The sequence below is a fragment of the Pseudomonas fragi genome (assembly GCF_002269505.1).
GTDB classification, from domain to species: Bacteria; Pseudomonadota; Gammaproteobacteria; order Pseudomonadales; family Pseudomonadaceae; genus Aquipseudomonas; species Aquipseudomonas fragi_D.
Map to the genome: position 1 here is coordinate 87357 of NZ_NQKQ01000012.1, position 22998 is coordinate 110354.

Sequence of the window (22998 nt, forward strand, 5' to 3'; positions counted from 1 at the left end):
TGCTAACAGTGCAAATTTGCCCATTACAACCCTGATAAGTGCAGGGCTGGTGTGCATTTTTGCCTGTTAGCCATGCAGTAATGCGCGTATTTATTGCGCCAGCCAGCCGCCGTCGACATTCCACGCCGCGCCGCGCACCTGGCTGGCTGCTTCGCTGCATAAAAACAATACAAGTTCGCCCAGTTGCGGCGGGGTGACGAACTCCAGCGAAGGCTGTTTTTCTGCCAGCAGGTCGTGCTGCGCCTGATAGGGATCAATGCCCTGGCTGATGCGTTGATCAATCTGTTTTTGCACCAGCGGCGTCAGTACCCAGCCCGGGCAGATGGCGTTGCAGGTGATATTGCTGGTGGCCGTTTCCAGGCCCACCACTTTGGTCAGGCCGATTACCCCATGCTTGGCGGCGACATAGGCGGCTTTGCCGACTGAACCCACCAGCCCGTGCACCGAGGCGATATTGACGATGCGCCCCCAGCCACGCTTGCGCATGCCGGGCAAGGTGAGGCGGGTGCTGTGGAACACACTGGACAGGTTAATGGCGATGATCGAGTCCCAACGCTCTACCGGGAACTCTTCGACACTGGCCACATGCTGGATGCCTGCGTTATTGACCAGGATGTCGATGCCGCCAAATTCGCGCTCGGCATAACTGATCATGTCAGCGATCTGCGCCGGGTCACTGACATCTGCCGGGTGGTGGCCAACCTTCACGCCAAACTGTTCGACCTCGGCAATCACTTTGGCCGGGTCGCCAAAGCCGTTGAGAATCAGGTCAGCACCGGCCTTGGCCAGGCTCAGTGCAATGCCCAGGCCGATGCCGCTGGTAGAGCCGGTAACCAATGCAGTTTTGCCCTTAAGGCTCATGATCAATCCCTCAGTGAGACACGATGGGTTCGTGAATGAGGAAACGTAGCACGGGGTTTGCCGTTGCCCAAACGAAACGGCCCGCCAAAAGGCGGGCCGTCTTCACGCAGCGCGGGGAGGATTAGTCCTGGCGGCTGGTGACTTCCAGCAGGTGGTAGCCGAACTGGGTTTTAACCGGGCCTTGCACGACGTTGATTGGCGCGCTGAAAACGACGGTGTCGAATTCTTTAACCATTTGGCCCGGGCCGAAAGAACCCAGGTCGCCGCCCTGACGGCTGGATGGGCAAGAAGAGTTGGCCTTGGCCACTTCGGCGAAGTCAGCGCCGCCTTCGATTTGTGCTTTCAGTTCGTTGCACTTGTCTTCGGTGGCAACCAGGATGTGACGGGCAGTGGCTTTTGCCATGAGGGTGTACTCCTTTCAAGAAAGTGCCGAGCCTACCGGATTCAGTGGGGTTTTTCTCGGCAAAAGTGCACTTTGCTCTATTTCATTGCGGGTTGCCCGGTGGGCTTAGGCTCCCGTAGCCTTCAATCGTCGGGCGTGCTCAAGGTAGTGCGCCACAGGGTCGATGCGCGTGCGGTTCATTCTGGCCAGGTGATTGATGCTGTCCAGGTGGTCCATTGCGTAGTCCGAAGCGATCACATGGCCCAGATGCGAGCTGAAACGTCCGACCAGGCCGTCATTTTGTTTGCTCTCGCGGGTAAAAAAACTGCCGAAGATACGGCAGGCATTGTGCAGAGGGTCGAGCAGATTCAGTGACTCCGACAACCGCGAGCCCTTGATGACGCCGCTCCATGAGTAATACAGAACATCATTGACCTGCTCGGGGCCCATGCCGCCCCAGGTGGTGGGCAGGCCCTGGGGGTATTTCTGGTTGAAGGCGGCAACGCCTTCGGTTGTCAGCGCGTTGAGGGCTTCAAGGGCATGTTGCGGTAATTGCGGGTGGCCGGTGATCGCTGACAGGAAACTGGAAAACGAGGTGGTCAGTGCGCCCGCGACGGTCTCGGGGAGCGTTCCGGGGGCAAAGGCCTGGCGCAAGCGGTCTGCGGCTTCGGAGCCATGATTGGGACCGCTGACGGAGGTGACGGAGGCGATCAGGTGTGGCGCCACGGCTGCCGCATAGCGGGCAGTCAGGGCGCCCTGGCTGTGGCCGATCAGGTTGACCCGTGGTGCGCCGGTGTGCGAGCAAACCCCGCGTATATAGTCAAGTAGCTGCTCGCCCCGGGTCTCGTTGTTGTTGGCCGCCGAGATGATGGGCACGAAAACCCGGGCACCTGATCCGCCGAGCGCTTGCTTGATGCCTTTGAAGTAGTTGAAGGGGCCTATGCGGCCGAAACCGAAGAGGCCGTGTACCAGTAATATCGGATACTTGGTATTGGCTGAGTCGTCCATGGGGTGTTTTCCTGGTGTTTTTGAACCGTAAAAACACCTTAGTCGATACCGGCTTCGCGCAACCGTAGGCATTGTCCCAGGTTGCGCTCTGGTTTGCCGAACGCGTCTGTCAGACTATGGCCTTGGCGGTGTGGCGCTGTGTTTGCAACTGATGTGCGGCGTTGCGCAGCAGTTGCTCGGTCGCGTCCCAGCCCAGGCAGCCATCGGTCACCGAGACCCCGTAGCGCATGTTTGCACTCAGGGGCTGGCAGCCTTCGAACAGATGGCTTTCGAGCATCATGCCGATCAGCGAGTGATCGCCTGCAAGGCGCTGTTCAAGCACATCATTGAAGACTTGCGGCTGGCGCAGCGGGTCTTTACCGCTGTTGGCGTGGCTGCAGTCGACCATCATGCGGGCCGGGATGGCGGACTTCGCAAGCCCTGCACGCGCCTTTGCGACGCTGGCGCGGTCGTAGTTGGGACCGCTGTGACCGCCGCGCAACACCAAATGGGTGTCGGGATTGCCGCGGGTCTCGACGATTGCCGGGTGGCCCTGGCTGTCGACACCAAAGTGACGATGGCTGTGGGAGGCGGAACGCATGGCGTCGCAGGCGATGGCCACGCCGCCGTCGGTGCCGTTTTTGAAGCCGACCGGCAGATCAAGGCCGCTGGCCATTTCGCGGTGGATTTGCGATTCCGTGGTACGGGCGCCAATGGCCACCCAGCCCAGCAAGTCGTCGAAGTAGCCGGCGGCGATGGGTTGCAACAGCTCAGTGGCGACCGGCAGGCCCATGCGCAGCATTTCCAGCATCAGTTCGCGCGACAGGGTCAGGCCGTGGGCCATGTCATCGCTGCCGTCCAGGTGCGGGTCGTAGGCCAGGCCTTTCCAGCCCACGGTGGTGCGCGGTTTTTCGATGTAGGCGCGCATTACCAGCAGCATGTCATCGCGCACATCATGGGCGAGGGCAGCGAGGTTGCTGGCGTATTCCAGTGCGGCGACGGGATCGTGGATGGAGCAGGGGCCGACCACTACCAGTAAACGGGAGTCATCACCGTTGAGGATGGCGCGGATGGCCTGGCGCTGGCTGCTGACCTGATGGCGAATGGCATCGCTCAGGGGCAGTTGCTGTTTGAGTTGTGCTGCCGTGGGCAGGCGACGGGTCGTCACCGGGGCAGATACAGCGTGTACGGTTGGCAGGGCGGATACGGATGCGTTCATGGTTCGGTCTTCCTGGGCAGGCCGCGGGTTGTCCCGCGCGCTCAGCCCTAGTGGGGTGTTCGACAATTGGCCAGGCTGGCTGTAAGTACGTGCGTGCCACCAATGTGGGTCCGTTCGGAGGCGGCAGGCTGTCCCGAACGGCGGCTGATAAATCGCCATGCAGTGCAAAGGTCGAAGCGGTAATAAGTGGCGTAGTTCATGGGGTAAATCCTCAATTCAAGAAAATGTCAGGGGCCAAAAAAACAAAACCCCCGGTCGGGAAGCCGACCGGGGGTGAGAATTCTCTGTCAGGCGACCCCTAAATAGTGGGCGCCATGTGGGTATCAGGCGCGCCAGTGGCTAAACCAATACCCAAAATAAAATCGTGCTGTGGAGTGCATGTTGTTCGCGCACACGGCCGCACCCAGACGCGCTTGGCGTGTGGTCATGCAGATGGCGGTGATGGCGTGATGCAACATGGGTGATCTCCGATTGATGGATCGCAGCTTACTCGAGAAAAACAGGCGTATTCAATAAAAAAATACTATCTGGAATAAACGTAACGGCTATTGACGGGCAAAGCCGGGTTGATCAGGGGGCGCCGAGCGTTGCCAGCAGGGCGTTTCATGGGCTGAATGCCCAGAAATCGGGCCTTCCGGACGATCGGCAGACTAAATCGGGAATAACCCCCAATAAAGCGCATACTCAAATTGAGTCATCATCTTTTGCTTCTACCAGATGCGTGTCCCGGGATGGAATGATGCCGTCCTTCATGCCCAGAAGAACCGCTACCTTGTGGGCTTCACCACGTTTCCCCTTTTTGCGCCCGGCGAGCACTTGATAAGTGGTGGCCGGGTCGACGCCATGTTCCCGAGCGAACTCTTGAACGGACTTTCCCTGGTGTTCCAGCCATGCCTTGGCTTGTGCAGCGGTACGAATTCCGGTCATAGTTCAAAACCGTTCAAAGTTGTTTAATATTTATGGATTATACCATCCTTGCGGGTGTTTAAAATGGGATCCTACATCCAAATGAGTGGAATTGGTTTGCGCTTGCGGCAGGAGCGGGAGCGGCTTGGTTTGTCGCAAAAAACTTTTGGCGAAATCGGTGGTGTCGAAGCTAATGCCCAGGGCAAATATGAAAATGGTGATCGCGCACCCAAGGCGGATTACTTGTCGCGCGTCGCTGCCCGGGGTGTTGACGTGCTTTATGTGTTGACGGGTAGTCCGACCCCGACCCTGGTCGACAATTTGAGTCACCTTGAAGAGAAGATTCTGATCAATTACAGGGTGCTGCACAAGGAAGATCAGGACGCCATCCGCCGCCTGACCACCACCCTGGCAGAGTTGTCGGCACCTTTGGCAGTTAAGGAACGTCGTGAACCTGAGGAGGTAGACCTGGTCAAGGAATGAATGTTTAAAAGGATTTAATGCTTTGGCAGTGATAGTTGACGCAAGTCGATAGGTTGGTGCTTTAGTTTTTGCTAAGGTGTCGGCAATCAAACAAGACCAATTTGCGAGGTGTCGACTTGATTCGGGTTCTAGTGGTCGATGACCACGATCTTGTGCGTACAGGGATCACACGAATGCTGGCCGATATCGAAGGTCTGCAGGTGGTCGGTCAGGCCGAATCCGGCGAAGAGTCGTTGCTCAAGGCTCGAGAGTTGAAGCCGGATGTGGTCCTGATGGATGTCAAAATGCCTGGTATTGGTGGTCTTGAGGCTACTCGCAAGATGATGCGCAGCCACCCGGACATCAAGGTTGTTGCTGTGACCGTGTGTGAAGAAGACCCTTTCCCTACGCGCTTGCTGCAAGCAGGCGCGGCGGGTTACATGACCAAGGGTGCCGGTCTGGCTGAAATGGTTCAGGCGATTCGCCAGGTGTTTGCCGGCCAGCGCTATATCAGCCCGCAAGTGGCACAGCAACTGGCGCTCAAATCCTTTCAGCCTGCCAGCGACTCACCCTTCGATGCCTTGTCCGAGCGCGAAATCCAGATCACCCTGATGATTGTTGGTTGTCAGAAAGTTCAGGTTATTTCCGACAAGCTCTGCCTTTCGCCCAAGACGGTAAACACTTACCGCTACCGTATTTACGAGAAGCTCTCGGTCAAAAGCGATGTTGAGCTGGCCTTGCTGGCTGTTCGTCATGGCATGGTTGATGCTGGTTAAAGATGACAGACGTGTTTGATGCCAGTGCATTTCTATCGACCTGCAGCGGTCGGCCCGGCGTGTATCGCATGTTCGACAGCGATGCGCGGCTTCTCTATGTGGGCAAAGCCAAGCACCTGAAAAAACGCCTGGCCAGCTACTTTCGCAAAACCGGCCTGGCGCCCAAGACGGCTGCGCTGGTTGCGCGTATCGCGCAAATTGAAACCACCATTACCGCCAATGAAACCGAAGCGTTGTTGCTCGAACAGACGCTTATCAAAGAATGGCGGCCGCCCTACAACATCCTGTTGCGCGACGACAAGTCCTACCCCTATGTGTTTCTGTCGGATGGCCAATATCCGCGTTTGAGCATTCATCGCGGCGCCAAAAAACTCAAAGGCAAATACTTCGGGCCCTATCCCAGTGCCGGAGCTATCCGGGAGAGTTTGAGCATCCTGCAGAAGACTTTTCTGGTGCGTCAGTGCGACGACAGCTACTTCAAAAACCGCACGCGACCTTGCTTACAGTACCAGATCAAACGTTGCAAGGCGCCTTGCGTCGGCCTGGTTGACCCGCAGGAATATGCCGAGGATGTGCGCCATTCGATCATGTTCCTTGAAGGTCGCAGCAGTGCCCTGACCGATGAGCTGAATGCAGCCATGGAACAGGCTGCCAGCACGCTGGACTTTGAGCGAGCTGCCGAGGTGCGTGACCAGATCTCCTTGTTGCGCCGGGTTCAGGACCAGCAAAGCATGGAGGGCGGTAACGGCGACGTGGACGTGATTGCCGCTTTCGTCAACCCGGGCGGCGCCTGCGTGCACCTGATCAATGTGCGCGGTGGGCGCGTGCTGGGCAGCAAGAACTTCTTCCCCCAGGTGGGTATCGAGGAAGATGTCGCCGAAGTGATGGCCGCTTTCCTGGGCCAGTACTACATCAGCAGCCCCGAGCGCGACCTGCCCAGCGAGTTGATCGTCAACGTGGAGCATGAGAGCTTCGGGGCGATTATCGACGCAATTGCAGAGCTGCGTGGCCGTGAGCTGGCGATCAGCTATCGTGTGCGTGGCACCCGGGCCCGCTGGCAGCAGTTGGCGGTCACCAACGCCGAGCAGGCGCTGATGGCCCGCCTGACCAATCGCCTGCATGTGGCGGCGCGTTTTGAAGCCCTGGCTCAGGTATTGAAGCTCGACGAGATTCCGCAGCGCCTGGAGTGCTATGACATCAGCCACTCCAGCGGCGAGGCCACTGTGGCCTCCTGCGTGGTGTTTGGCCCCGAGGGGCCGATCAAGTCCGACTATCGGCGCTTTAACATTGAAGGTGTAACGCCTGGCGACGACTATGCCGCCATGCACCAGGCACTGATGCGGCGCTTCAGTCGTCTAAAAGAGGGGGAGGGCAAACTGCCGGACATTCTTTTGGTCGACGGCGGCAAGGGGCAGATGTCGATGGCCCGTGATGTGCTCAATGAACTGGCCGTGCCGGACCTGATCCTGCTTGGCGTGGCCAAGGGTACGACGCGCAAGGCCGGTTTTGAAACGCTTTACCTGAACGATGCGGCCCATGAATTCACCTTAAAGGGCGACTCGCCGGCCTTGCATTTGATCCAGCAAATCCGTGATGAGGCTCACCGTTTTGCCATTACCGGGCACCGGGCGCGACGGGGTAAAACCCGGCGAACCTCAACCCTGGAAGGCATCGCAGGGGTAGGGCCGACCCGCCGCCGAGATTTATTGAAACATTTTGGTGGCTTACAGGAGCTGTCTCGTGCAAGCATCGAGGAGATCGCCAAAGCACCCGGGATCAGTAAAAAGCTCGCTGAGTTGATTTATGCAAACCTTCACAGCGAGTAGAATGCCACCTCACCTCGTAGCCAGTTGTGCCGATGAATATCCCTAATTTGATCACCGTACTACGCGTTCTACTTATTCCTTTCTTCATTTTGTTGTTTTACCTGCCTTACAGCTGGAGCTATGCCGCCGCCAGTTCAGTCTTTGCATTTGCGGCGGCGACGGACTGGCTCGACGGCTATCTGGCCCGCCGACTGGAGCAGAGCACGCCTTTTGGCGCTTTTCTGGACCCGGTTGCCGACAAGCTGATGGTGGCCGTGGCTTTGGTGTTGCTCGTGCAAGAGCATCACAACGTGTGGCTGACCTTGCCGGCAGCGGTGATTATTGGTCGTGAGATCGTCATTTCCGCCTTGCGCGAGTGGATGGCGGAGCTGGGTGCACGGGCCCAGGTGGCGGTCTCGAACATGGGTAAATGGAAAACCGCAGCGCAGATGCTTGCCCTGGTCATCTTGCTGGCCAACCCTTCGGACTTCAGCTTCTGGGTGTTGGTAGGGTACGGGTTGCTGCTGGTAGCTGCCGGCTTGACCCTGTGGTCGATGCTGCAGTATTTGCGGGCTGCCTGGCCGCACCTGAAGACCACCTCGGTAAAATAAATAAAACTTTTTGAATCAAAGGCTTGACGCGTTATTAGATTTCTATAGAATGCGCATCACCAAGCGGGAATAGCTCAGTTGGTAGAGCACGACCTTGCCAAGGTCGGGGTCGCGAGTTCGAGTCTCGTTTCCCGCTCCAAATATGGCCCTGTGAATTCAATCGGATTCGCAAGGGCAGAACAAAGGACCTTCGGGTCCTTTTTTCGTTTCTGGCGTTCCGGAAAAAACGCTTTCCAGCTCTCGAAAACCGCACTGACTTGCACTTTCAGCAATCGTGCGGTGTCCGCCCCATTAGGCAGCTACAGCCTAATTAAAAATGTTGGATTCAAGGCAATAGGTAATCAAATCCTGGTCACTCGCCACCTCCAGCTTGCGCATGGCAGAAATTTTTTGCGCACTGATGGTCTTGGTGCTTCTGTTTTGCCCTCTTGCGATATCACTGACACTTTGCCCTGAGACAAACAAGCGAAGTATTTCGTGCTCTTTGGGTGACAGCGTGGCGAAGCGCTCATTCAGGGTGAGCAGGTTGTCAGACAAGGATTCAGGGGTTGATTCGTAGCTTTGATAGCCCATGCCTTTGATAACCGCGTTGAGCGCCACTTCGATTTCGTTGTGCAAATGCCTTTTTTGAATGATCCCGGCCACACCCAGTTCGTGCAAGCGGGTGAGGATCATGGGGCTGGACACCATGGTCAACACCAGAATGCGCACAGAGGGGTAGTGACGTCGCAAATACTCCACCAGTTTCAGACCGTCACCGTACGGTGATTCCGCCGGCATGCTGAAATCGGTGACGATAAGGTCCACGACCTGTTTTTCCAGGAGCTTTACCAGCCCTTCAGAATCGACAGCCTGGCCGACAACATGGAAGCGCCCGTCGCGTTCAATCAGTTCAAGCAAGCCTAACAACACAATCGGGTGATCGTCGGCAATAACAACATTAAGTTTGCGCATGGCACGTTATCCGTGAAACTTTGCGAGTAGTTCGAATGGCTTCATAGGTCAGGAGCCTCCATTTTTTTTAGCAATGTAGCTATTCGTTCCAGCCAGTCGCTTACATCGTGTGCAAGTTGAGGTGTAACGCCAAGTTCTCTTAGCTGCAGTTCAAGTTCGGTGCAGGTATCGGCCAGGGCATAAGACTGCACTGAACCCAAGGCTCCGCCCATGCTGTGCAACTGATGTGCCAGTGCCATGGCATTATTACTGTCCAGTGCAACTTGAGTCATGCGCACGTCCTCGTACATTGTGCTGAAGAACAGCTCACGCATTCGTGGCGAAAGCTGAACCTGATCGACGCCGGTTGCGGGGGCAGGGGGCTGCTCAGGCATCATGCCGGGATTAATCATTACGCCCTTGCAGTAGTGGAGCAGTTGCGCGTGCAGGGTATGCATGCTCAAGGGCTTGACCATCCAGGCATTCATGCCGGCGGCGGTACAGCGTTTGCCCTCTTCGCGCATGGCGTTGGCAGTAATGCCGATGATGGGCAGTGCCATGTCCTGGCTGCGCAGGGCCATAGCCAATTCATAGCCATTGAGCACTGGCATGTTGACGTCGGTCAGTACCAGGTCGAACAAGCCGGGCATCCACAGTGCAAGGGCTTGCTCACCATTAGTGGCCACCATCACCGAACAGCCCAGGGCTTCCAGTTGTTCCTTGATGATTTCGCGATTGATCGGGTTGTCTTCGGCAACCAGCACGCGCAGTTGCAGTGGTTGGTCCTGCCCTGACAGTGATGCACTGACGGGGGTGGTGATGCCTTGCTGGGCAAAGCTTATTGCCCAGGCAATTGCCCGAATGGAATTGGCATCAGCTTCCCAGCCATCGGCAGTGAGCTCGGGTGGGTTGCGCCCGTCTGGTTTTGCAATGATGTGCGGGCCGGGCCAGTCAGATGTATTGTCCGATGCCAGCATGTCTACCAGCAGGGTCAAGCGGTCAACCGAGTGCATATCGTTGCTCAGCATACGAGCGTGAACGCCCAGTCGGCGCAGCCATGCACAGGTATGCTGCGCCAGTTCGGGGGATGGAGCCCGCACATAAACGGGCCCGGCCTCAGGTTCGAACTCAGGGCAATCGGTCAGCGTTCCGGGCTCGCGTTCCAGCTTCAGGTGCAGGGCAAAGCTGCTGCCCAGACCGGGCTCACTGGTGACTTCAAGGGTGGCGCCCATCAGCTCGCATAATCGTCGGCAAATGGACAGCCCCAAGCCAGCTCCCCCCTCACTGAAGGTATTGCGCACCTGATAAAAAGGTTCGAACAACTGCACCTGCTGTTCAGTTGAAATACCAATGCCCGAGTCGCTGACTTGCCATTCCAGGGTGCTGTACGCCTCGGTTTGTTCGAGCACGCGTACCCAAAGCACGACCTGACCGCTGTCGGTGAACTTGATGGCGTTGCTAAGCAGATTATTGAGAATCTGACGGATGCGTACCGGGTCGCCGCGAACCCTGTCAGGCAATTGGGCATCTATGCAGGCATAAAGACGCAGACCTTTGCTGCGGGCAAAAGCACTGTAGGTGCGCATGGCTTCTTCGGTGATATCCAGGGGGCAAAAGCCCTGAACGTCGATGGTCATTTGCCCGGCTTCAATCTTGGAGACATCCAACACATCGCTGATTAACTGGAACAGGGTCGACGAAGAGCGCTGGATGGTGCGCAGATACGCCTGCTGACGGGGTTGCAGGGCGGTTAACTCTAGCAGTTCCAGGGTGCCCAGCACGCCATAAAGGGGGGTGCGGATTTCATGGCTCATGGTAGCCAGAAAGCGGCTTTTCGCCTGGTTGGCCGAGTCCGCAACCTGACGCGCCTGCTCCAGAATGGTCGCATCCTCAATATGCCGGGTCACATCATGGAAGGCGCAGAGCCAGGCGTCTTCGCCATGGTAGCGGGTAAAGACAAAGCTCACTTGCAGATGTTGGCCATCAATCTCCAGCTCGGTTTTGCCGTGAGTCGAGAGGTCATGCCGGTTATCGAGAGCGGCAACCAGCGCCGCAGTGCCACGCGATTGCAAGGCAAGATGATTTTCTAGCAATACCTGGTGATCACTGTGGCGCAGCACACACAAACCGGTCGGTGCGCTTTCAATCACGGCGCGACTGAAGGCCTCGCGTTCGGCAATATCGTCATGGGCCTGGCGGGCGGGGGAAATAACCCGATTGTTGTACCAGCGACTGAACGCCAGGCCACACCCCAGCCCCACCAGCAACAGGGCGAGCAGACCGAGCAACGCCCACAAGGCATAGTCGATAAAGGTTTTCAAACTGATGGTATAGATGCCGGTCCAGGGCCTGGCGTCAGCACTGCTGATCTGAAACACCAGCCCGTCGCGGGTTAGGTTCAGGCCTTCATGCAATGAAGATTGAGGTTTGGGTGTGCCAACCACGGGCTCGCCGTTGGGGGCAATCAGGACAAAATGGTCATACACCGACCGCTGCATGATCCGCGGCACATTACTGACCTGAGCCAGATTCAACAGTGATGCGACCACGACCCTCGGGCTGGCCCCGGAAATATGCAGTTGCGTGGCGGGCAGATCAATATCCACATAGCTCAGGATGCTTGGCGCACCGCTATTTTCGGTCCTGCTGGTGTATCGCAGCCAGTGCACAGTGCTGTCCTGTGGCTGCGCAGTGCTTGCAGCTCGGGGTGTCAGGATCTGGCGTATGACCAAGGCTGACTCACCCACCTGCGTATGGGCCGCACCACGCAGGCGGCCGTGGGCCGGGACGCTGATCTCGAAATTGTCCGGGACATTGAACACGTAAGTTTGTGGTGACTGATAGTGCGAGGCAGACCAGTACGCGCTGTAATAGTTGGCCAGATGGGCGCCCAGCTCAGTGATCTTGCTGTTCTGCAGGGCCGGGATAGTGGTCGGGTTGATTCTGACACTGAACGGCAGGGAGAACGAATACTCGCGGCCCACATAGACGTTGTCACCCTGCTCAGGTGCCGGGTCGTGCAGGTTTATCGGTGCATGCAGTTTTTCCAGCAACCTGCCCTTGGTGCTCTCCCTGGATACGGTGTTGAGAAAAGACTCGTGCTCACGGATGTTTTCCATCAGCCGGGCAAAGTGAGCACCCACATTCTCGCGCTGCTCTTCCAGCATGCGCTGCACGCCCCAATAGCTGACGCCAGTCAACAGCAACGCGAGTGCGAATAGCACGGCAAGCCCCTTGTTAAGGTGCAGGGAGCTATTGGCCAACTTATCCAGAAGGGCGTTACGCGCAGTCATCTTGCAGCCCCAAGCCAGGCGATTCGTACACAAGAGTTACCTTCGAAAAACCCGCATGCGCCTTAGAATGCACTGGCTGGCCCATCATGAGTCAGCAACTGGGCAAACAGATCGCTGGAAACGGCGTGAGAGATCAAAAAACCCTGGACCTGAGTGCAGTCGATCTTGCGTAAAAGGGCAAGTTCCTGCGCTGTTTCTACACCTTCGGCCACAACCGTAAGGCCCAGTTGCCGTCCAAGCCCGACAATGCTGGTCAAGGCCTGGGCCAGTTCTTCATTTTCATTGCAGCCGTGCACCAGGGCCCGGTCGATCTTGAGTTCGGTATAAGGGGTTGAGACCAGGTTGATATAGGAACTGTAGCCTTTACCAAAGTCATCCTGAGACAAGCCGAAACCTTTGATCCGCAGCCGGCAGGCGCCTGCATAGAAATTGCTGATCTCTTGGGGGGTGGAACACTCCATCAGCTCGAAGAAGATTTTCTCCGGCACCCCGTTGTGGCGCAGTACGAAGGCGTGAATGCGATCGGGAAGGTCATCGCTGTTAAGCAAATGGGTAGGCAGGTTGATCGAGACAGGGATGTCATAGCCTTGCCTGGCCCATTGCGCCTGGGCCTTTATGCCTTGTTCAAGCATCAACCACAGCAGGCGCTCTTCCAGATTAAAAGCGCTCAGTGCGGGCAGAAACACGCCGGGCAGCAGCATCCCGTGTTCGGGGTGTATCCAGCGCACCAGTGCTTCGGCCGCTACGATGCGACCATTGGCCAATGCCTTTTTGGGTTGAAACCAGGCCTCAAGCTCTCCATTGTCCAGTGCATCAATCAGCGACTGGCGGTCAATTTCGGCAAAAGGCGGCGGCGGTGCTTTGTCGCGTAGCCGCATAAGTTGCTCGATCAGGTCGCGCAGGGCGCTGGCCTGCACCGGTTTGGATATCAGCCCGATTACGTTGACCTGCAGATTGCGGGCGACCAGGCTGGCGGCCATCAGCATGCGCCGAGAGGAGGAACTCATGATTGCCAGCGCAGGTCGTGCGCGCATGGCGGCCAGTTTCTGGATGAACTGCACGCCATCCATGCCGGGCATCAACAGGTCGGTGAGCACCAGATCGTAATTTCGCCGTTGCAGGCAGGCGAGGGCTTGTAAGCCGTCTTGTGCACACTCCAGGTAATAGTCCCCCAACTCGTTGAACAGGTTCTGCAAGTACATCAACTGAAAGGGATGATCCTCAACAATCAAAATGCTAAAGGGTTTCATGGGGTACTCCTTGGTAAGGCGCAAGGGAGTTAAACAAGGCCCGCAAACTGAACGGTTTGACCAGGCGCTGGTTCATGCCGGCGGCCAGGCACAGTTCTTCTTCGCCCAGCATGGCGTTGGCCGTCGCGCCGATGATTGGCGCCAGGCAGCCTTGGCTGCGTAACAGGCGGGTCAGTTCATAACCGTTGACTTTGGGCATGTTGACGTCGGTGAGCAGCAAGTCGAACTTGCCGTTGTCCCAGAGTGACAGTGCTTCTTCACCATTAGAGGCCAGCTCGACGGTGCAGCCGAGCTTTTCCAGCTGCGCGCGCAGGATCAACTGGTTGATCACGTTATCTTCGGCTACCAGGATATTCAGGTTGAGCGTTCTAAATTCATGCTGTTCGTCAGGCTGGTCAGGTTTGCGCACCCGCACGCCCTGTGCCTCGCTGACGGCTTGATGGATGGCTTTTAAATGATTGAGGTTGACCTGCCATACGCCATCTATGAACTGTGGTTGGTGGTTGCCGTCGCCGGTCGCCAGCACCACCGGGCCTGCCCAGTCAGGGGCTAAGCGTTGTTCGAGAGAGCCTGGGTGTAGTTCCAGCAACACTGCGGCGGTAGCTCCAGCCTGGGGTGCAGGATGGCCGATCTGGGGGCGGGCGCCCCATTTGCGCAGCCAGCCGCTGACGGTCTCTGCCAGTTCACGCACAGGTGAAACGACATGGATGGTTTCCGCCAGCAGCTCGGGCAAGGTCGCTGACAAACCACTGGTGCCTGGAACCTCCAGAGGCAGGCTAAGGGAAAAACTGCTGCCCAGGCCGACTTCACTGACCATGCGGATGTTGCCATTCATTAACTGGATTAAACGCAGACAGATAGGCAAACCAAGGCCGGTACCGGCCACCCCGTGGGTGCTGCCCTCGCTCTGGTAGAAAGGTTCGAACACCAGAGGCTGCGCGGCCTGGGGGATGCCCTTGCCCGTGTCTGAAACTTGCCATAACAGGCTGGCCCGTTCACCTTCACGACTGAGCAGGCTCAGGCGCAGCACCACTCGACCGGAGTCGGTGAATTTCACGGCGTTGCTCAACAGGTTGTTGAGAATCTGGCGAATGCGCGCCACATCACCCATGACCCGCTCCGGCAACCTGGGGTCATAGCAGGCGTAGAGTTTCAAGCCCTTGCGCTGTGCGGCGGCGGCATAGGCCTGAACAACCTCCTGCGCCAGTTCCAGCACAGAGAACTCGCTCAGCTCCAGGGCCAGTTGCCCGGCTTCGATCTTTGATACATCCAGTACGTCACAAATCAGCTGCAATAAGGTGGCCGAGGAGCTTTCGATGGCATGCAAATAATCCTTTTGCTGAGGGTCCAGCTGGGTGCGCCCCAGCAGTTCCAGGGTGCCCAGCACCCCATGCAGCGGTGTGCGGATCTCATGGCTCATGGTGGCCAGAAACAGGGTTTTGGCTTCGTTGGCAGCTTCTGCTATTTGCCGTGCCTGCTGCAGGGTCGATTCAATCTGGGTGCGTGCACTGATATCGCTGAAGGCGCACAGCAGCACGTCCTCGCCTTTATAGCGGGTGGGTGCACAACTTAAATACAGGTGGCGGCCGTCGGCGGTCTCGAAGTAGTCGCTAAGCTCTGGCTCGGCCCTGGTGAAGGCGCGCTGTATCCACAGGGCGCTCAATGCTTCACGTTCACCACCCTGGCCCAGCCATTGTTGCGCCAGGGTGTTTTCCAACACCACCTGGCCATCGCTGCGGCGCAGCACACACAGCGCCACAGGGGCGGTCTGGATCACGTCGCGGCTGAACAACTCGCTTTCGACCAGCGCCTGGATACGATGAATCGTGGGGGCAATAAAGCGCTGCTCCAGGCGCCGCATCAACAGCCACACCAGTGCCAGGCTGATCAGGCAAAACAGCAGTGCCCCCAGCAATTGCGGCCATAACGTCAGCATGACCGAGCGCAAGTCGATGAAGTACACCAACTGCCAGTCAGACGACTTGAGTTGCTTGCGGATAACCACATGATCTGGCCACCACCGGCTACCGACCAGGCCGAAGAAGTTCTGGTCTTGCAGCGGCAACAGCCTGTCACCCAATGCATGCACAAGGCTGTTGGTGAACAGTAACGAACCCTGTGAGTTGAGCATCATAAATTGCCCGGCGCTCTGATCGCTCAGGGCCGCCGAGACTTCGCCGGAATCCATTTCCAGCCCCAGCCAACCGGATTGTGGGTCGCGCTCATCCAGGCGGATAAAAATATACAGCCGGGCATGGGGGCTGTCCTGCTCCGACAGCCACAGCTCATCCAACTCTCTTTTGTCATCGTGTTTCAGTGATTCAAGCTGGCGCAGGATGGTGTCGGAAAACCCGCTCACCGCATCGGTGGCGTTATACAGACGGGATACTTTGGCATGGGCACCTGTGCTGACGTAGACCAGATTGACCTGTTTCTCTTTCATATAATCGCGCAAGCGTTCAGTCAGCCACAGGTTCCATTGCCGTTGTGGCGAAGGCCCCAGGAGCAAATGGATTTCTTCCGCAGAGACGGTGACAAATTCGCCTTCAGGCTGGCGGGTTGCAGAAAGGCTGATGCTTTCCAGCAGTGCCTGGCGGGTGGTGAAAAAAGTATGGGCTTCGGCGATGGCACTGCTCATGGACCCGCGGCGCTGGGACAGTTCGGTATTGAATGTAAAGAGCAAGAAGTTATAGACCCCGGCCAGCAGTCCTGCCAGGAGTATGGCGGCCACTGTCCATAATAAGCGTCTTGCAGAGTGAGGAGAGGAGAGCAGGGGGGTTATGGAGTGCAAGTACATTTTGAGTTTCATTCCGATACTCTATGCCGTGCACAGAGTGCTGGATATAAGACAATCCTTAAACTCAGGCCGTTACTTGTTATCAGGTTTGTAGCTGTCTATAAGTAGTCGGGTTTGTGGGTTCGCTGTTTCTTTATTGAATGGCAAGAGCTATTAAGATTCGTCTGATTGTGGAGTGTGCGCAGGAATGTCATTCTTTTGTCAGGCAGTAGGAACTGCCTGTTAAACAACTCTTCACCAACAATGCCAGCTGCTTAATATTTGGCGTTTTTGGTAACACTCTATATTGGATACGAATAATGAACTTTAAAGTTGCTTTGATTGCTCTTGGCTTGAGCACTGCGATGGTTGGCATGGTACAGGCTGCTGACAACACTGTTTCCAAGAAAATCACCCTGACTGCCCAAATCAACGACGCGCTGTTCGTTTCCAAGCCAGACGGTTCAACCTGGTACGGCACCGAAGAGCTGGTTGCAAACGACCACACTCAAACTTCGTTCTCGAAAACACTGCCAGTGCGTGTTTGGAGCACCGCTGACGACTTCAACGTTACTTTGGCCCAGCCATTGAAAATGTCCAGCGGCGCTTACGAAATGGTTAACGCGGCTGTGACCGTTGATACCAAGGCACTGAACTTTGGCTCCGCGCTGACCATTGATCAAAACGTTGCCGGCGTTGGCGGTTATGACCAGGTTCACGAACTGGCTATCACTGTTGATGCCCCTACCAAAGTTGGCGCCGTCAGCACCAACGGTAGCTACAGCGGCGACCTGGTTATGCTGTTCGAGCCTACCCCAGCACCGTAACTCCGGCATCAGTCTTCATTAAATGCCCAGAGCCCCGAAAGGGGCTCTTCTTTTCCAGTGACGGAAGATCAGGATGTACACCCATAAGATTCCCTTTCAGTTGCATATATTGGCGGCTTGTATTGTTACGGCTTTTTCTTCCCAGGCACTGGCTGAAGTAAAGATCTCCTATGGGACACCTGAAGGGTTCAGTGCGGTGGAGATGGATAATACCGCAAACTATGTCGCTACTTACAATGGCAAGACATTGCCGGGTTTTATCAGTTATTCGCTGTCTAAAAATGCCCTTGTATTTGATGCGCGTCAGTATGCCGACAATGGTATTGACACTGAAGATCGGCGTGTTATCGAAGACGTGCTGTCAAAGATTGACTATAAACAATGCAAGGACGGTTGTGATCTGCGCGTGGCCGAACACTATGTCACGCTGGACAAGACACGCCGCACCCTGAAAATTCGCACCACGCGCGAAGATTTTCTCGCGCCTGATACTTCGTGGGGGCTGATCAATAATCAGTCTCTGGATATGCGCGGTTCATCTGAAAGTTATAGTGCTTTCAACCTGAACGGCAACACCTGGTTTGGCTTGCCGGGTCGCAGCTTTGGCTATATGAACTGGTACGCCAACCGTAGCCAAAACCGTGGCCAAAGCAGCCGTGACCAGGGCATTTCGTCCTATTATCTGCAAAAGAACTTTGCCGACACCTATGTGCGTGCCGGTAAGCAAAACAGTATCGACTATGGCTCAGGTTCGGTCAGTACGGTGCTGTCGCCCAGTTTTGACCAGTTTATTACCCTGGGCAGCCAGGAGTATATGCGCAGCGACCGGGATGTGGGCTCGCTGGTGCTGTTTTCCACGGCCGAAGGTAACTATGAGTTCTACCGCAATGGTCGCCTGATTCTTAAACGCCCGGCCATTCTGGGGCGTAACGAAGTCAGCTTTGCGGACTTGCCCGGGGGTTACTACCCCGTCGAGATTCGCCTGGTCGATCGCAACGGTAATTTGATCAACGAGCAGACCCAGGACATCAACAACCTGAACTTCGGCGGCGCAAACTCTTGGCGCGTTACGGCGGGGCAGGACATGGACGAAGGCGGGCAACTGCTGGAAGGCGCCATCAGCCGCAATATGAGCCAGTTCTATTTAAACGCCGCGGCTGTTTCCGGTGAAGACTCTGATTGGGCCTCTGAAGTCAACGTTACCCGACCTTCCTCTTTTGGCACGCTGAGTCTTGACCCGACAGTGGGGGTATTGAGCGGCGAGAATGGTACGGGCGGTTACTTCAACCTGAACATGAACGACCCGGTACTGGGCAACTTGATGCTTAGCCGCTATCAGAACACTGACGTCTCGCGTTTTTATTACGGCACCCCCAGCTCCAGCCTTGCTTACAGCAGAAACATTGCCGGCGTCACGCTGGGCTACAACTACCGGGACTATGGTCGTGGGGAGACCCAGCAACTTGAAGCACGCTGGAACTACAAACCCAACGGTTTATGGTCGACCTTCGGCCTGGGCGTGCAAAAAGCCAACGGCATGCCCGGGGACAGCGACTACACCCTGTACCTGAACATGACCTGGATGCTCGACAAGTCGCAAGCCAGCGTGCGTGCGGCCCAGTACGGCGGCAAAACCCAGTTGAGTGGTGACTATCGCCAGGACTATGACGACAACTTTGGCACCACCTCGACCGGTGTCACGGTCAACCGTATCGACAGCAGCAATAGCTTCAACGCCTACGGCAGCCGTGCAGGCACCCGTGGCGATGCGTCCCTTAACCTGGGGCACAGTGATGCGGCCAGCAACCTCGACTTCAACTACCGCGGCATGGTTGCCGCCAACCAGGATGGCATTGCGCTGGGACGTTACAGCCATGGTGGCAGCGCCATGCTCCTGAAAACCCCGGCGCTGGGTGAAACGCCTTACGGTTTTAAAGTTGAAGGTCATCCGGTTGCGGGCAACGGTACCTATGCCGTGCCACTGAACCAGTACAGCGATGTGCCCTTTGCTCGCGTCAGCAGTGACAGCGACAACATGGACATGAACATCGAAGTGCCGGCGAACATTGTCCGCGCCCACCCGGGCCAGGTGTACAACGCCAAGGCCAAGGTGGATATCAATATGGTTTACAGCGGCATTTTGGTCGATGCGGCGGGCAAGCCGGTGGGCGGCATCATTCACGAGACCGGGGATACGGCCTATGCCAATGGCCTGTTCTCGATCAGCAGCAAAGCAGTGCTGGCGAATATTTCGGTCGACGGTGCGGGGGGGCGTTACACCTGTGATCTGACCAAGCCGGTGCAGCCTAGCCATTACTTGTGCAAGTAAGCGCACAACCTGACAGGAAGCTTTTATGAAGTTACGTACGTTTTTGCTGGGCCTGATAGGGCTTGGCTCAAGCCTGGCCCAGGCCGAAGGCGAGTTGATGGTTATGCCGGCCACCCTCAAGGTGTACAACAATCACGAGCACTCGGTGAATGTTAAAAACCTCGGTGACGAGCCGCTGTATTTGTCCATCAGTTTGCAGAAGGTGATGAACCCCGGTGTGTCGCCGGAGATCAAACAGCCGCTGAGTGCCCTGACGCATCCGGGCATGCTAGCCAGCCCTGACAAACTCACATTGGGGGCGGGGCAGAGCCGCGCCATCAGCCTCAAGTCGCTGGTCGAGCCCGAGGCCGAGACCTTGTACCGGCTGTATATCGTGCCGGTGCGGGCCATGCAGGTAGAGCAGGCGCCGGAAGACAAAATCACCGCGCCCATGTCAGTTGCCATTGGTTACGGGGTATTGGTTCGGCATATGCCGCCGCCAGGCAAACAACAGGCGAGCTGGACCTATCACTGTAAAGATGGCGGTGTGACACTGGAAAATACGGGCAGTATAAGTGTGCAGGTATCGGAACTTGAGAGTGCAGGTATCAAACTGCCAAAAGCCAAAGCTGCCTTGTTTCCGGGAACGCCACAACACTTCGCTGGAAAGAGCCTAAAATTTACCGTTGATGAAAAGCCGCAGGTGCTGGAATGTCCATAAATAGAATCCTGTTGAATAGATTGGCAGTGCGGGAAAGCGCTACATGTATCAAGTTGTTGCGCAGGCGCTTGATTAATCCTTTAGGTTCTTTCCTTGCTCTGGTTGGATTGCTATTTTCGGGGGAGACATTAGCGCTTATTAATTCGTATAGTAATGTTGTTACGAGTTATAGTGACTGTGCTTATCGGTTTACCGGCTTTGTATACGTTTTTGGTGTTACGTTAAATTTCAATCCGGCGACACGGGATCGCATCGCTTACCAAACATTTCAATCTCGAGGGTTCTCGCTTTACGCTTATGATAAAAATGGTGCGCCGTATTATAAGGAGGATGTATTAACTATGCTCACATTAGATGGTGTAACTACTAACAATGCTCTCGGCGAGATTGGTTTTGTTTCATATTATTCACATCTTTACGCTGGTTTGCCGGTTAATAACGTTTGGGGAAATGCAAATGCATTTTCCGGGAGACTTGAGTTCACTATACCAAAAGACAAGATTAGCACATGGCCTGCGGTTGGTATACGCGCAGTAAACGCTCTGGTGCCTCCTTTTGGTCAAGGCGTCTTGGTCGCAGATGAGTCAGGTATTGTTTATATTGGGCCCAGCACGAAGGGAGGCATTTGTACATTATATAACAACCCGCTGGTACCTCCTCCTGCCGTAGCTCCAAAAGTTACAATGACCGCACCGGACTGGGACCTGGGTGAGTTGCCAGCGGGTGAAGAAACCGTCTTGACGTTACCAGCGACCAAAGACCAGCTGTGTTTCAGTTACGAAGGATCAACCGCTATCACCAATCAGAAGTACCTGATCAATGCGACGAATAGCAATGGTTTTTCGCCGACCGGTGGTTATCTGCTGAAGAGCCTGGAAGACAGTTCGCAAACGGTTCCTTATACATTGACCCTCGACAATAGCACCGATTCGGTATCGCTGCCCAATGCTCAAAGTCGTTTGTTTTCGTTGGCTGCGGGGGGGCGAACCTGCTTCACTCCTACGTTCAAGGCTCAACCTGACAAGACGGTAAAAACGGGTGCTTACAGCGATATATTGACCTTCACTGTGGTCGCCAAACCTTAAATGGGCAGGTTTATAAAATATCCCGTTGCCTTGCTGTTGGGCTGGTTATGTATCAGCCCGTTAAATGGCATGGCGGCGGGGGTATTGAAACTCTCGACCCCTGAGTTGCGCCTGGTGCCCGATCAACGTCAAGGCGCGCTCTACGCCCAGAACACCGGGGATTCGCCTCTGTATCTGGACGTAGAGCAAGCCCTGGTGCTCAACCCCGGTGAGCAGCCGGAGCAGTTGCAGGCCATCAGCCAGGTGCCCAAGCCAGGATTGTTGGTAACCCCCACCCGTTTAGCGTTGGCGCCGGGGCAAAAATACCGGATGAACATCAAAACCCTGGGTACACCTGCCAGCGATCAGGTGTGGCGCGTGACCTTCAGGCCCAGAGAACAGGTGACCGTACACGTACAAGGGGCGGATGGCTTATCGGCGCCCCTGTCGGTCAGTGTCGGATACGGCATGGTGATTTACCAGAACTCGGCAACCTCCAGGATTCATCCTCAATCGGAGTAACACATGAACAACGTAGCATTGGCTAGCCTGCTGGCCGTCCTGGGCACTCTCCCGGCCATGGCCTTTGCGGTGGATATCGATCTGCAAGGTAAAGTCACCAGCACGATTACCGCCACGGTCACTAGCCAGAACAACTTTCTTGTGACCAGCGATACGGGGGGGTGGTTTGACCAGGGGCTGGAAATGTCGCAACCGGGTGGATGGGACTCAGCCTATGGGGTGCAAGCCGGCTTGAGAGTTGTCTCCACCAGCAGGGATTTTCAGGTGCGCCTGGACGAGCCCCTGGTCATACGCAACACCAACAATGCCGCGCAAGTTTTCCTGCAGCCCATCGTGGAGCTGAATGCAGATGGTCAGGCGCCCAAAACCCTGGCAGTGGCAACGCCGACAGTCTTTAAAAACCCTGTGTCGGGCGGGGCGGGTATGGACTCCATCGGCTATTACGACCTGTCAATTTCGGCCTATCCGCCTGCTGGCACGTTCAAGGAAACCAGCGGCACCTACACAGGGGTGCTATCCCTGACCTTCGAGCCGGTAATTTCCAACCTTTAAGGTTCGCCTGCTGTTAACAGGCATGCCCACGTCACAAGGGCATGCTTCAGTTATTTCGAGAAACCTATGAAACCATTCACTAACGGCCTTGTTTTTGTTCTGTGCGGGCTTGTTTTGGCATCGCCTGCGTCGGCGTTGATCAACGTCACGCCGGCGGTCACTGAAGTATCGGATAAACCTGTAACGCTCGATATTTCCAACGACGGCGAGCGCCCCGAGTTTGTCTCCATCTCGCTGTCGCGCCTGTTTAATCCGGGGGTCGAGTTTGAGGATGAACGCCTGGAGTCCATCGTTCAGGTGACGCAACCCAAGCTCTACGCCACACCCTTCAAGCTGATGCTGGGCCCGGGGCAGAGCAAGAAAATCACCATCAAGCCTCTGGTTTCCATTGAAGAGGAACAGGTTTACCGCCTGGAAGTAAAACCGGTGGTCAACCTGATCGACCCCAAGCACACCAGCGTGGCGGGCAATGTGGTGGTCAACCTTGCCTTTAGCTCACTGATTCGCCATATGCCGCAGAAAGAAACCTCGACGTTAACGGTTAAATGCGAAGCGGATGGCGCGCGGTTTTACGCTTCGGGCACCACGCGTTTTGCAGTGAAAGATGTGACGGTTGATGGCAAACCCAGTGAGTCCTTCAACGTGTACCCCGGTGTGCCGTTATTGGTTAAAGGCACAAAAATCAAGGTTCCCAAGCACGCGGGCTGTTAGTGCTGTCGGCTATTCATTCCAGTTGTGAATGG

20 protein-coding genes and 1 tRNA gene are annotated in these 22998 nt (G+C 56.2%); 12 read left to right on the top strand and 9 right to left on the bottom strand.

The window, feature by feature from the left end:
* Positions 1-90: 90 nt before the first annotated feature.
* The 5 genes from CJU81_RS12860 to CJU81_RS12880 all read right to left on the bottom strand — a co-directional run bounded on the left by CJU81_RS12860 (position 91) and on the right by CJU81_RS12880 (position 4376).
* Positions 91-861: a 3-hydroxybutyrate dehydrogenase gene (locus CJU81_RS12860; RefSeq protein WP_095036926.1), complete on the bottom strand. Its 771-nt coding sequence runs from the start codon at positions 859-861 to the stop codon at positions 91-93.
* 121 nt (positions 862-982) lie between these two features.
* Complete coding sequence (locus CJU81_RS12865; protein WP_016781241.1) at positions 983-1264, bottom strand: peptidylprolyl isomerase; 282 nt, start codon at positions 1262-1264, stop codon at positions 983-985.
* 105 nt (positions 1265-1369) lie between these two features.
* A complete protein-coding gene (locus CJU81_RS12870) occupies positions 1370-2251 on the bottom strand; it encodes an esterase/lipase family protein (RefSeq protein ID WP_095036927.1) in 882 nt (293 codons plus the stop codon).
* Positions 2252-2360: 109 nt separating this feature from the next.
* The gene (locus CJU81_RS12875; RefSeq protein ID WP_095036928.1) at positions 2361-3449 is read right to left on the bottom strand and encodes a 3-deoxy-7-phosphoheptulonate synthase; all 1089 of its coding nucleotides are present in this window, start codon (positions 3447-3449) and stop codon (positions 2361-2363) included.
* Positions 3450-4133: 684 nt separating this feature from the next.
* A complete protein-coding gene (locus tag CJU81_RS12880; RefSeq protein WP_095036929.1) occupies positions 4134-4376 on the bottom strand; it encodes a DNA-binding protein in 243 nt (80 codons plus the stop codon).
* An 81-nt stretch (positions 4377-4457) separates the two neighbouring features.
* On the opposite strand from CJU81_RS12880, the gene CJU81_RS12885 reads away from it, so the two are divergent.
* From CJU81_RS12885 to CJU81_RS12905, 5 genes are all read left to right on the top strand, one after another.
* Entirely contained in the window at positions 4458-4838 is a 381-nt protein-coding gene (locus CJU81_RS12885; RefSeq protein ID WP_095036978.1) for a helix-turn-helix domain-containing protein, read from the top strand.
* A 116-nt stretch (positions 4839-4954) separates the two neighbouring features.
* Complete coding sequence (gene gacA / locus CJU81_RS12890; RefSeq protein WP_095000027.1) at positions 4955-5593, top strand: response regulator transcription factor GacA; 639 nt, start codon at positions 4955-4957, stop codon at positions 5591-5593.
* Between the two features lie 2 nt (positions 5594-5595).
* On the top strand, positions 5596-7419 hold the full coding sequence (gene uvrC, locus CJU81_RS12895) for an excinuclease ABC subunit UvrC (protein WP_095000028.1): 1824 nt from the start codon (positions 5596-5598) through the stop codon (positions 7417-7419).
* A gap of 32 nt (positions 7420-7451) precedes the next feature.
* Positions 7452-8009 carry a CDP-diacylglycerol--glycerol-3-phosphate 3-phosphatidyltransferase gene (gene pgsA / locus CJU81_RS12900; RefSeq protein WP_016781234.1) on the top strand — a complete coding sequence of 186 codons (558 nt, stop codon included), beginning with the start codon at positions 7452-7454 and terminating at the stop codon, positions 8007-8009.
* 63 nt (positions 8010-8072) lie between these two features.
* Positions 8073-8148 (top strand) — tRNA-Gly (locus CJU81_RS12905).
* Between the two features lie 167 nt (positions 8149-8315).
* Here CJU81_RS12905 and CJU81_RS12910 read toward each other — a convergent pair.
* The 4 genes from CJU81_RS12910 to CJU81_RS12925 form a co-directional block, all read right to left on the bottom strand.
* Complete coding sequence (locus CJU81_RS12910; RefSeq protein ID WP_095036930.1) at positions 8316-8963, bottom strand: response regulator; 648 nt, start codon at positions 8961-8963, stop codon at positions 8316-8318.
* A 41-nt stretch (positions 8964-9004) separates the two neighbouring features.
* A complete protein-coding gene (locus tag CJU81_RS12915; protein WP_095036931.1) occupies positions 9005-12235 on the bottom strand; it encodes a hybrid sensor histidine kinase/response regulator in 3231 nt (1076 codons plus the stop codon).
* Positions 12236-12297: 62 nt separating this feature from the next.
* A complete protein-coding gene (locus tag CJU81_RS12920) occupies positions 12298-13485 on the bottom strand; it encodes an EAL domain-containing response regulator (protein ID WP_095036932.1) in 1188 nt (395 codons plus the stop codon).
* Complete coding sequence (locus CJU81_RS12925) at positions 13472-16294, bottom strand: ATP-binding protein (protein ID WP_095036933.1); 2823 nt, start codon at positions 16292-16294, stop codon at positions 13472-13474. The genes CJU81_RS12920 and CJU81_RS12925 overlap by 14 nt, the downstream gene beginning before the upstream one ends.
* Before the next feature lie 287 nt (positions 16295-16581).
* Here CJU81_RS12925 and CJU81_RS12930 point away from each other — a divergent pair, with 287 nt between their 5' ends.
* The 7 genes from CJU81_RS12930 to CJU81_RS12960 all read left to right on the top strand — a co-directional run bounded on the left by CJU81_RS12930 (position 16582) and on the right by CJU81_RS12960 (position 22966).
* The gene (locus CJU81_RS12930; RefSeq protein ID WP_095036934.1) at positions 16582-17088 is read left to right on the top strand and encodes a CS1 type fimbrial major subunit; all 507 of its coding nucleotides are present in this window, start codon (positions 16582-16584) and stop codon (positions 17086-17088) included.
* Positions 17089-17290: 202 nt separating this feature from the next.
* On the top strand, positions 17291-19417 hold the full coding sequence (locus tag CJU81_RS12935) for a TcfC E-set like domain-containing protein (protein ID WP_217902757.1): 2127 nt from the start codon (positions 17291-17293) through the stop codon (positions 19415-19417).
* A 25-nt stretch (positions 19418-19442) separates the two neighbouring features.
* On the top strand, positions 19443-20117 hold the full coding sequence (locus CJU81_RS12940; RefSeq protein ID WP_095036936.1) for a pilus assembly protein: 675 nt from the start codon (positions 19443-19445) through the stop codon (positions 20115-20117).
* The gene (locus CJU81_RS23810) at positions 20108-21202 is read left to right on the top strand and encodes a hypothetical protein (RefSeq protein ID WP_141232604.1); all 1095 of its coding nucleotides are present in this window, start codon (positions 20108-20110) and stop codon (positions 21200-21202) included. The genes CJU81_RS12940 and CJU81_RS23810 overlap by 10 nt, the downstream gene beginning before the upstream one ends.
* Entirely contained in the window at positions 21203-21703 is a 501-nt protein-coding gene (locus tag CJU81_RS12950) for a hypothetical protein (RefSeq protein WP_217902758.1), read from the top strand. It begins immediately after the preceding gene.
* Between the two features lie 3 nt (positions 21704-21706).
* Positions 21707-22255, top strand: coding sequence for a hypothetical protein (locus CJU81_RS12955; RefSeq protein ID WP_095036938.1), 549 nt, complete (start codon positions 21707-21709; stop codon positions 22253-22255).
* 66 nt (positions 22256-22321) lie between these two features.
* Positions 22322-22966, top strand: coding sequence for a hypothetical protein (locus CJU81_RS12960; RefSeq protein WP_095036939.1), 645 nt, complete (start codon positions 22322-22324; stop codon positions 22964-22966).
* Positions 22967-22998: the final 32 nt, after the last annotated feature.

Coding starts and splice junctions, on each gene's coding strand:
- CJU81_RS12935 (WP_217902757.1), top strand. CDS start 17,291: ATGGATAATACCGCAAACTATGTCGCTACTTACAATGGCAAGACATTG.
- CJU81_RS12860 (WP_095036926.1), bottom strand. CDS start 861: ATGAGCCTTAAGGGCAAAACTGCATTGGTTACCGGCTCTACCAGCGGC.
- uvrC (WP_095000028.1), top strand. CDS start 5,596: ATGACAGACGTGTTTGATGCCAGTGCATTTCTATCGACCTGCAGCGGT.
- CJU81_RS12865 (WP_016781241.1), bottom strand. CDS start 1,264: ATGGCAAAAGCCACTGCCCGTCACATCCTGGTTGCCACCGAAGACAAG.
- CJU81_RS12875 (WP_095036928.1), bottom strand. CDS start 3,449: ATGAACGCATCCGTATCCGCCCTGCCAACCGTACACGCTGTATCTGCC.
- CJU81_RS23810 (WP_141232604.1), top strand. CDS start 20,108: ATGTCCATAAATAGAATCCTGTTGAATAGATTGGCAGTGCGGGAAAGC.
- CJU81_RS12960 (WP_095036939.1), top strand. CDS start 22,322: ATGAAACCATTCACTAACGGCCTTGTTTTTGTTCTGTGCGGGCTTGTT.
- CJU81_RS12880 (WP_095036929.1), bottom strand. CDS start 4,376: ATGACCGGAATTCGTACCGCTGCACAAGCCAAGGCATGGCTGGAACAC.
- CJU81_RS12950 (WP_217902758.1), top strand. CDS start 21,203: ATGGGCAGGTTTATAAAATATCCCGTTGCCTTGCTGTTGGGCTGGTTA.
- CJU81_RS12915 (WP_095036931.1), bottom strand. CDS start 12,235: ATGACTGCGCGTAACGCCCTTCTGGATAAGTTGGCCAATAGCTCCCTG.
- pgsA (WP_016781234.1), top strand. CDS start 7,452: ATGAATATCCCTAATTTGATCACCGTACTACGCGTTCTACTTATTCCT.
- CJU81_RS12910 (WP_095036930.1), bottom strand. CDS start 8,963: ATGCGCAAACTTAATGTTGTTATTGCCGACGATCACCCGATTGTGTTG.
- CJU81_RS12885 (WP_095036978.1), top strand. CDS start 4,458: ATGAGTGGAATTGGTTTGCGCTTGCGGCAGGAGCGGGAGCGGCTTGGT.
- CJU81_RS12870 (WP_095036927.1), bottom strand. CDS start 2,251: ATGGACGACTCAGCCAATACCAAGTATCCGATATTACTGGTACACGGC.
- CJU81_RS12920 (WP_095036932.1), bottom strand. CDS start 13,485: ATGAAACCCTTTAGCATTTTGATTGTTGAGGATCATCCCTTTCAGTTG.
- CJU81_RS12930 (WP_095036934.1), top strand. CDS start 16,582: ATGAACTTTAAAGTTGCTTTGATTGCTCTTGGCTTGAGCACTGCGATG.
- CJU81_RS12940 (WP_095036936.1), top strand. CDS start 19,443: ATGAAGTTACGTACGTTTTTGCTGGGCCTGATAGGGCTTGGCTCAAGC.
- CJU81_RS12955 (WP_095036938.1), top strand. CDS start 21,707: ATGAACAACGTAGCATTGGCTAGCCTGCTGGCCGTCCTGGGCACTCTC.
- CJU81_RS12925 (WP_095036933.1), bottom strand. CDS start 16,294: ATGAAACTCAAAATGTACTTGCACTCCATAACCCCCCTGCTCTCCTCT.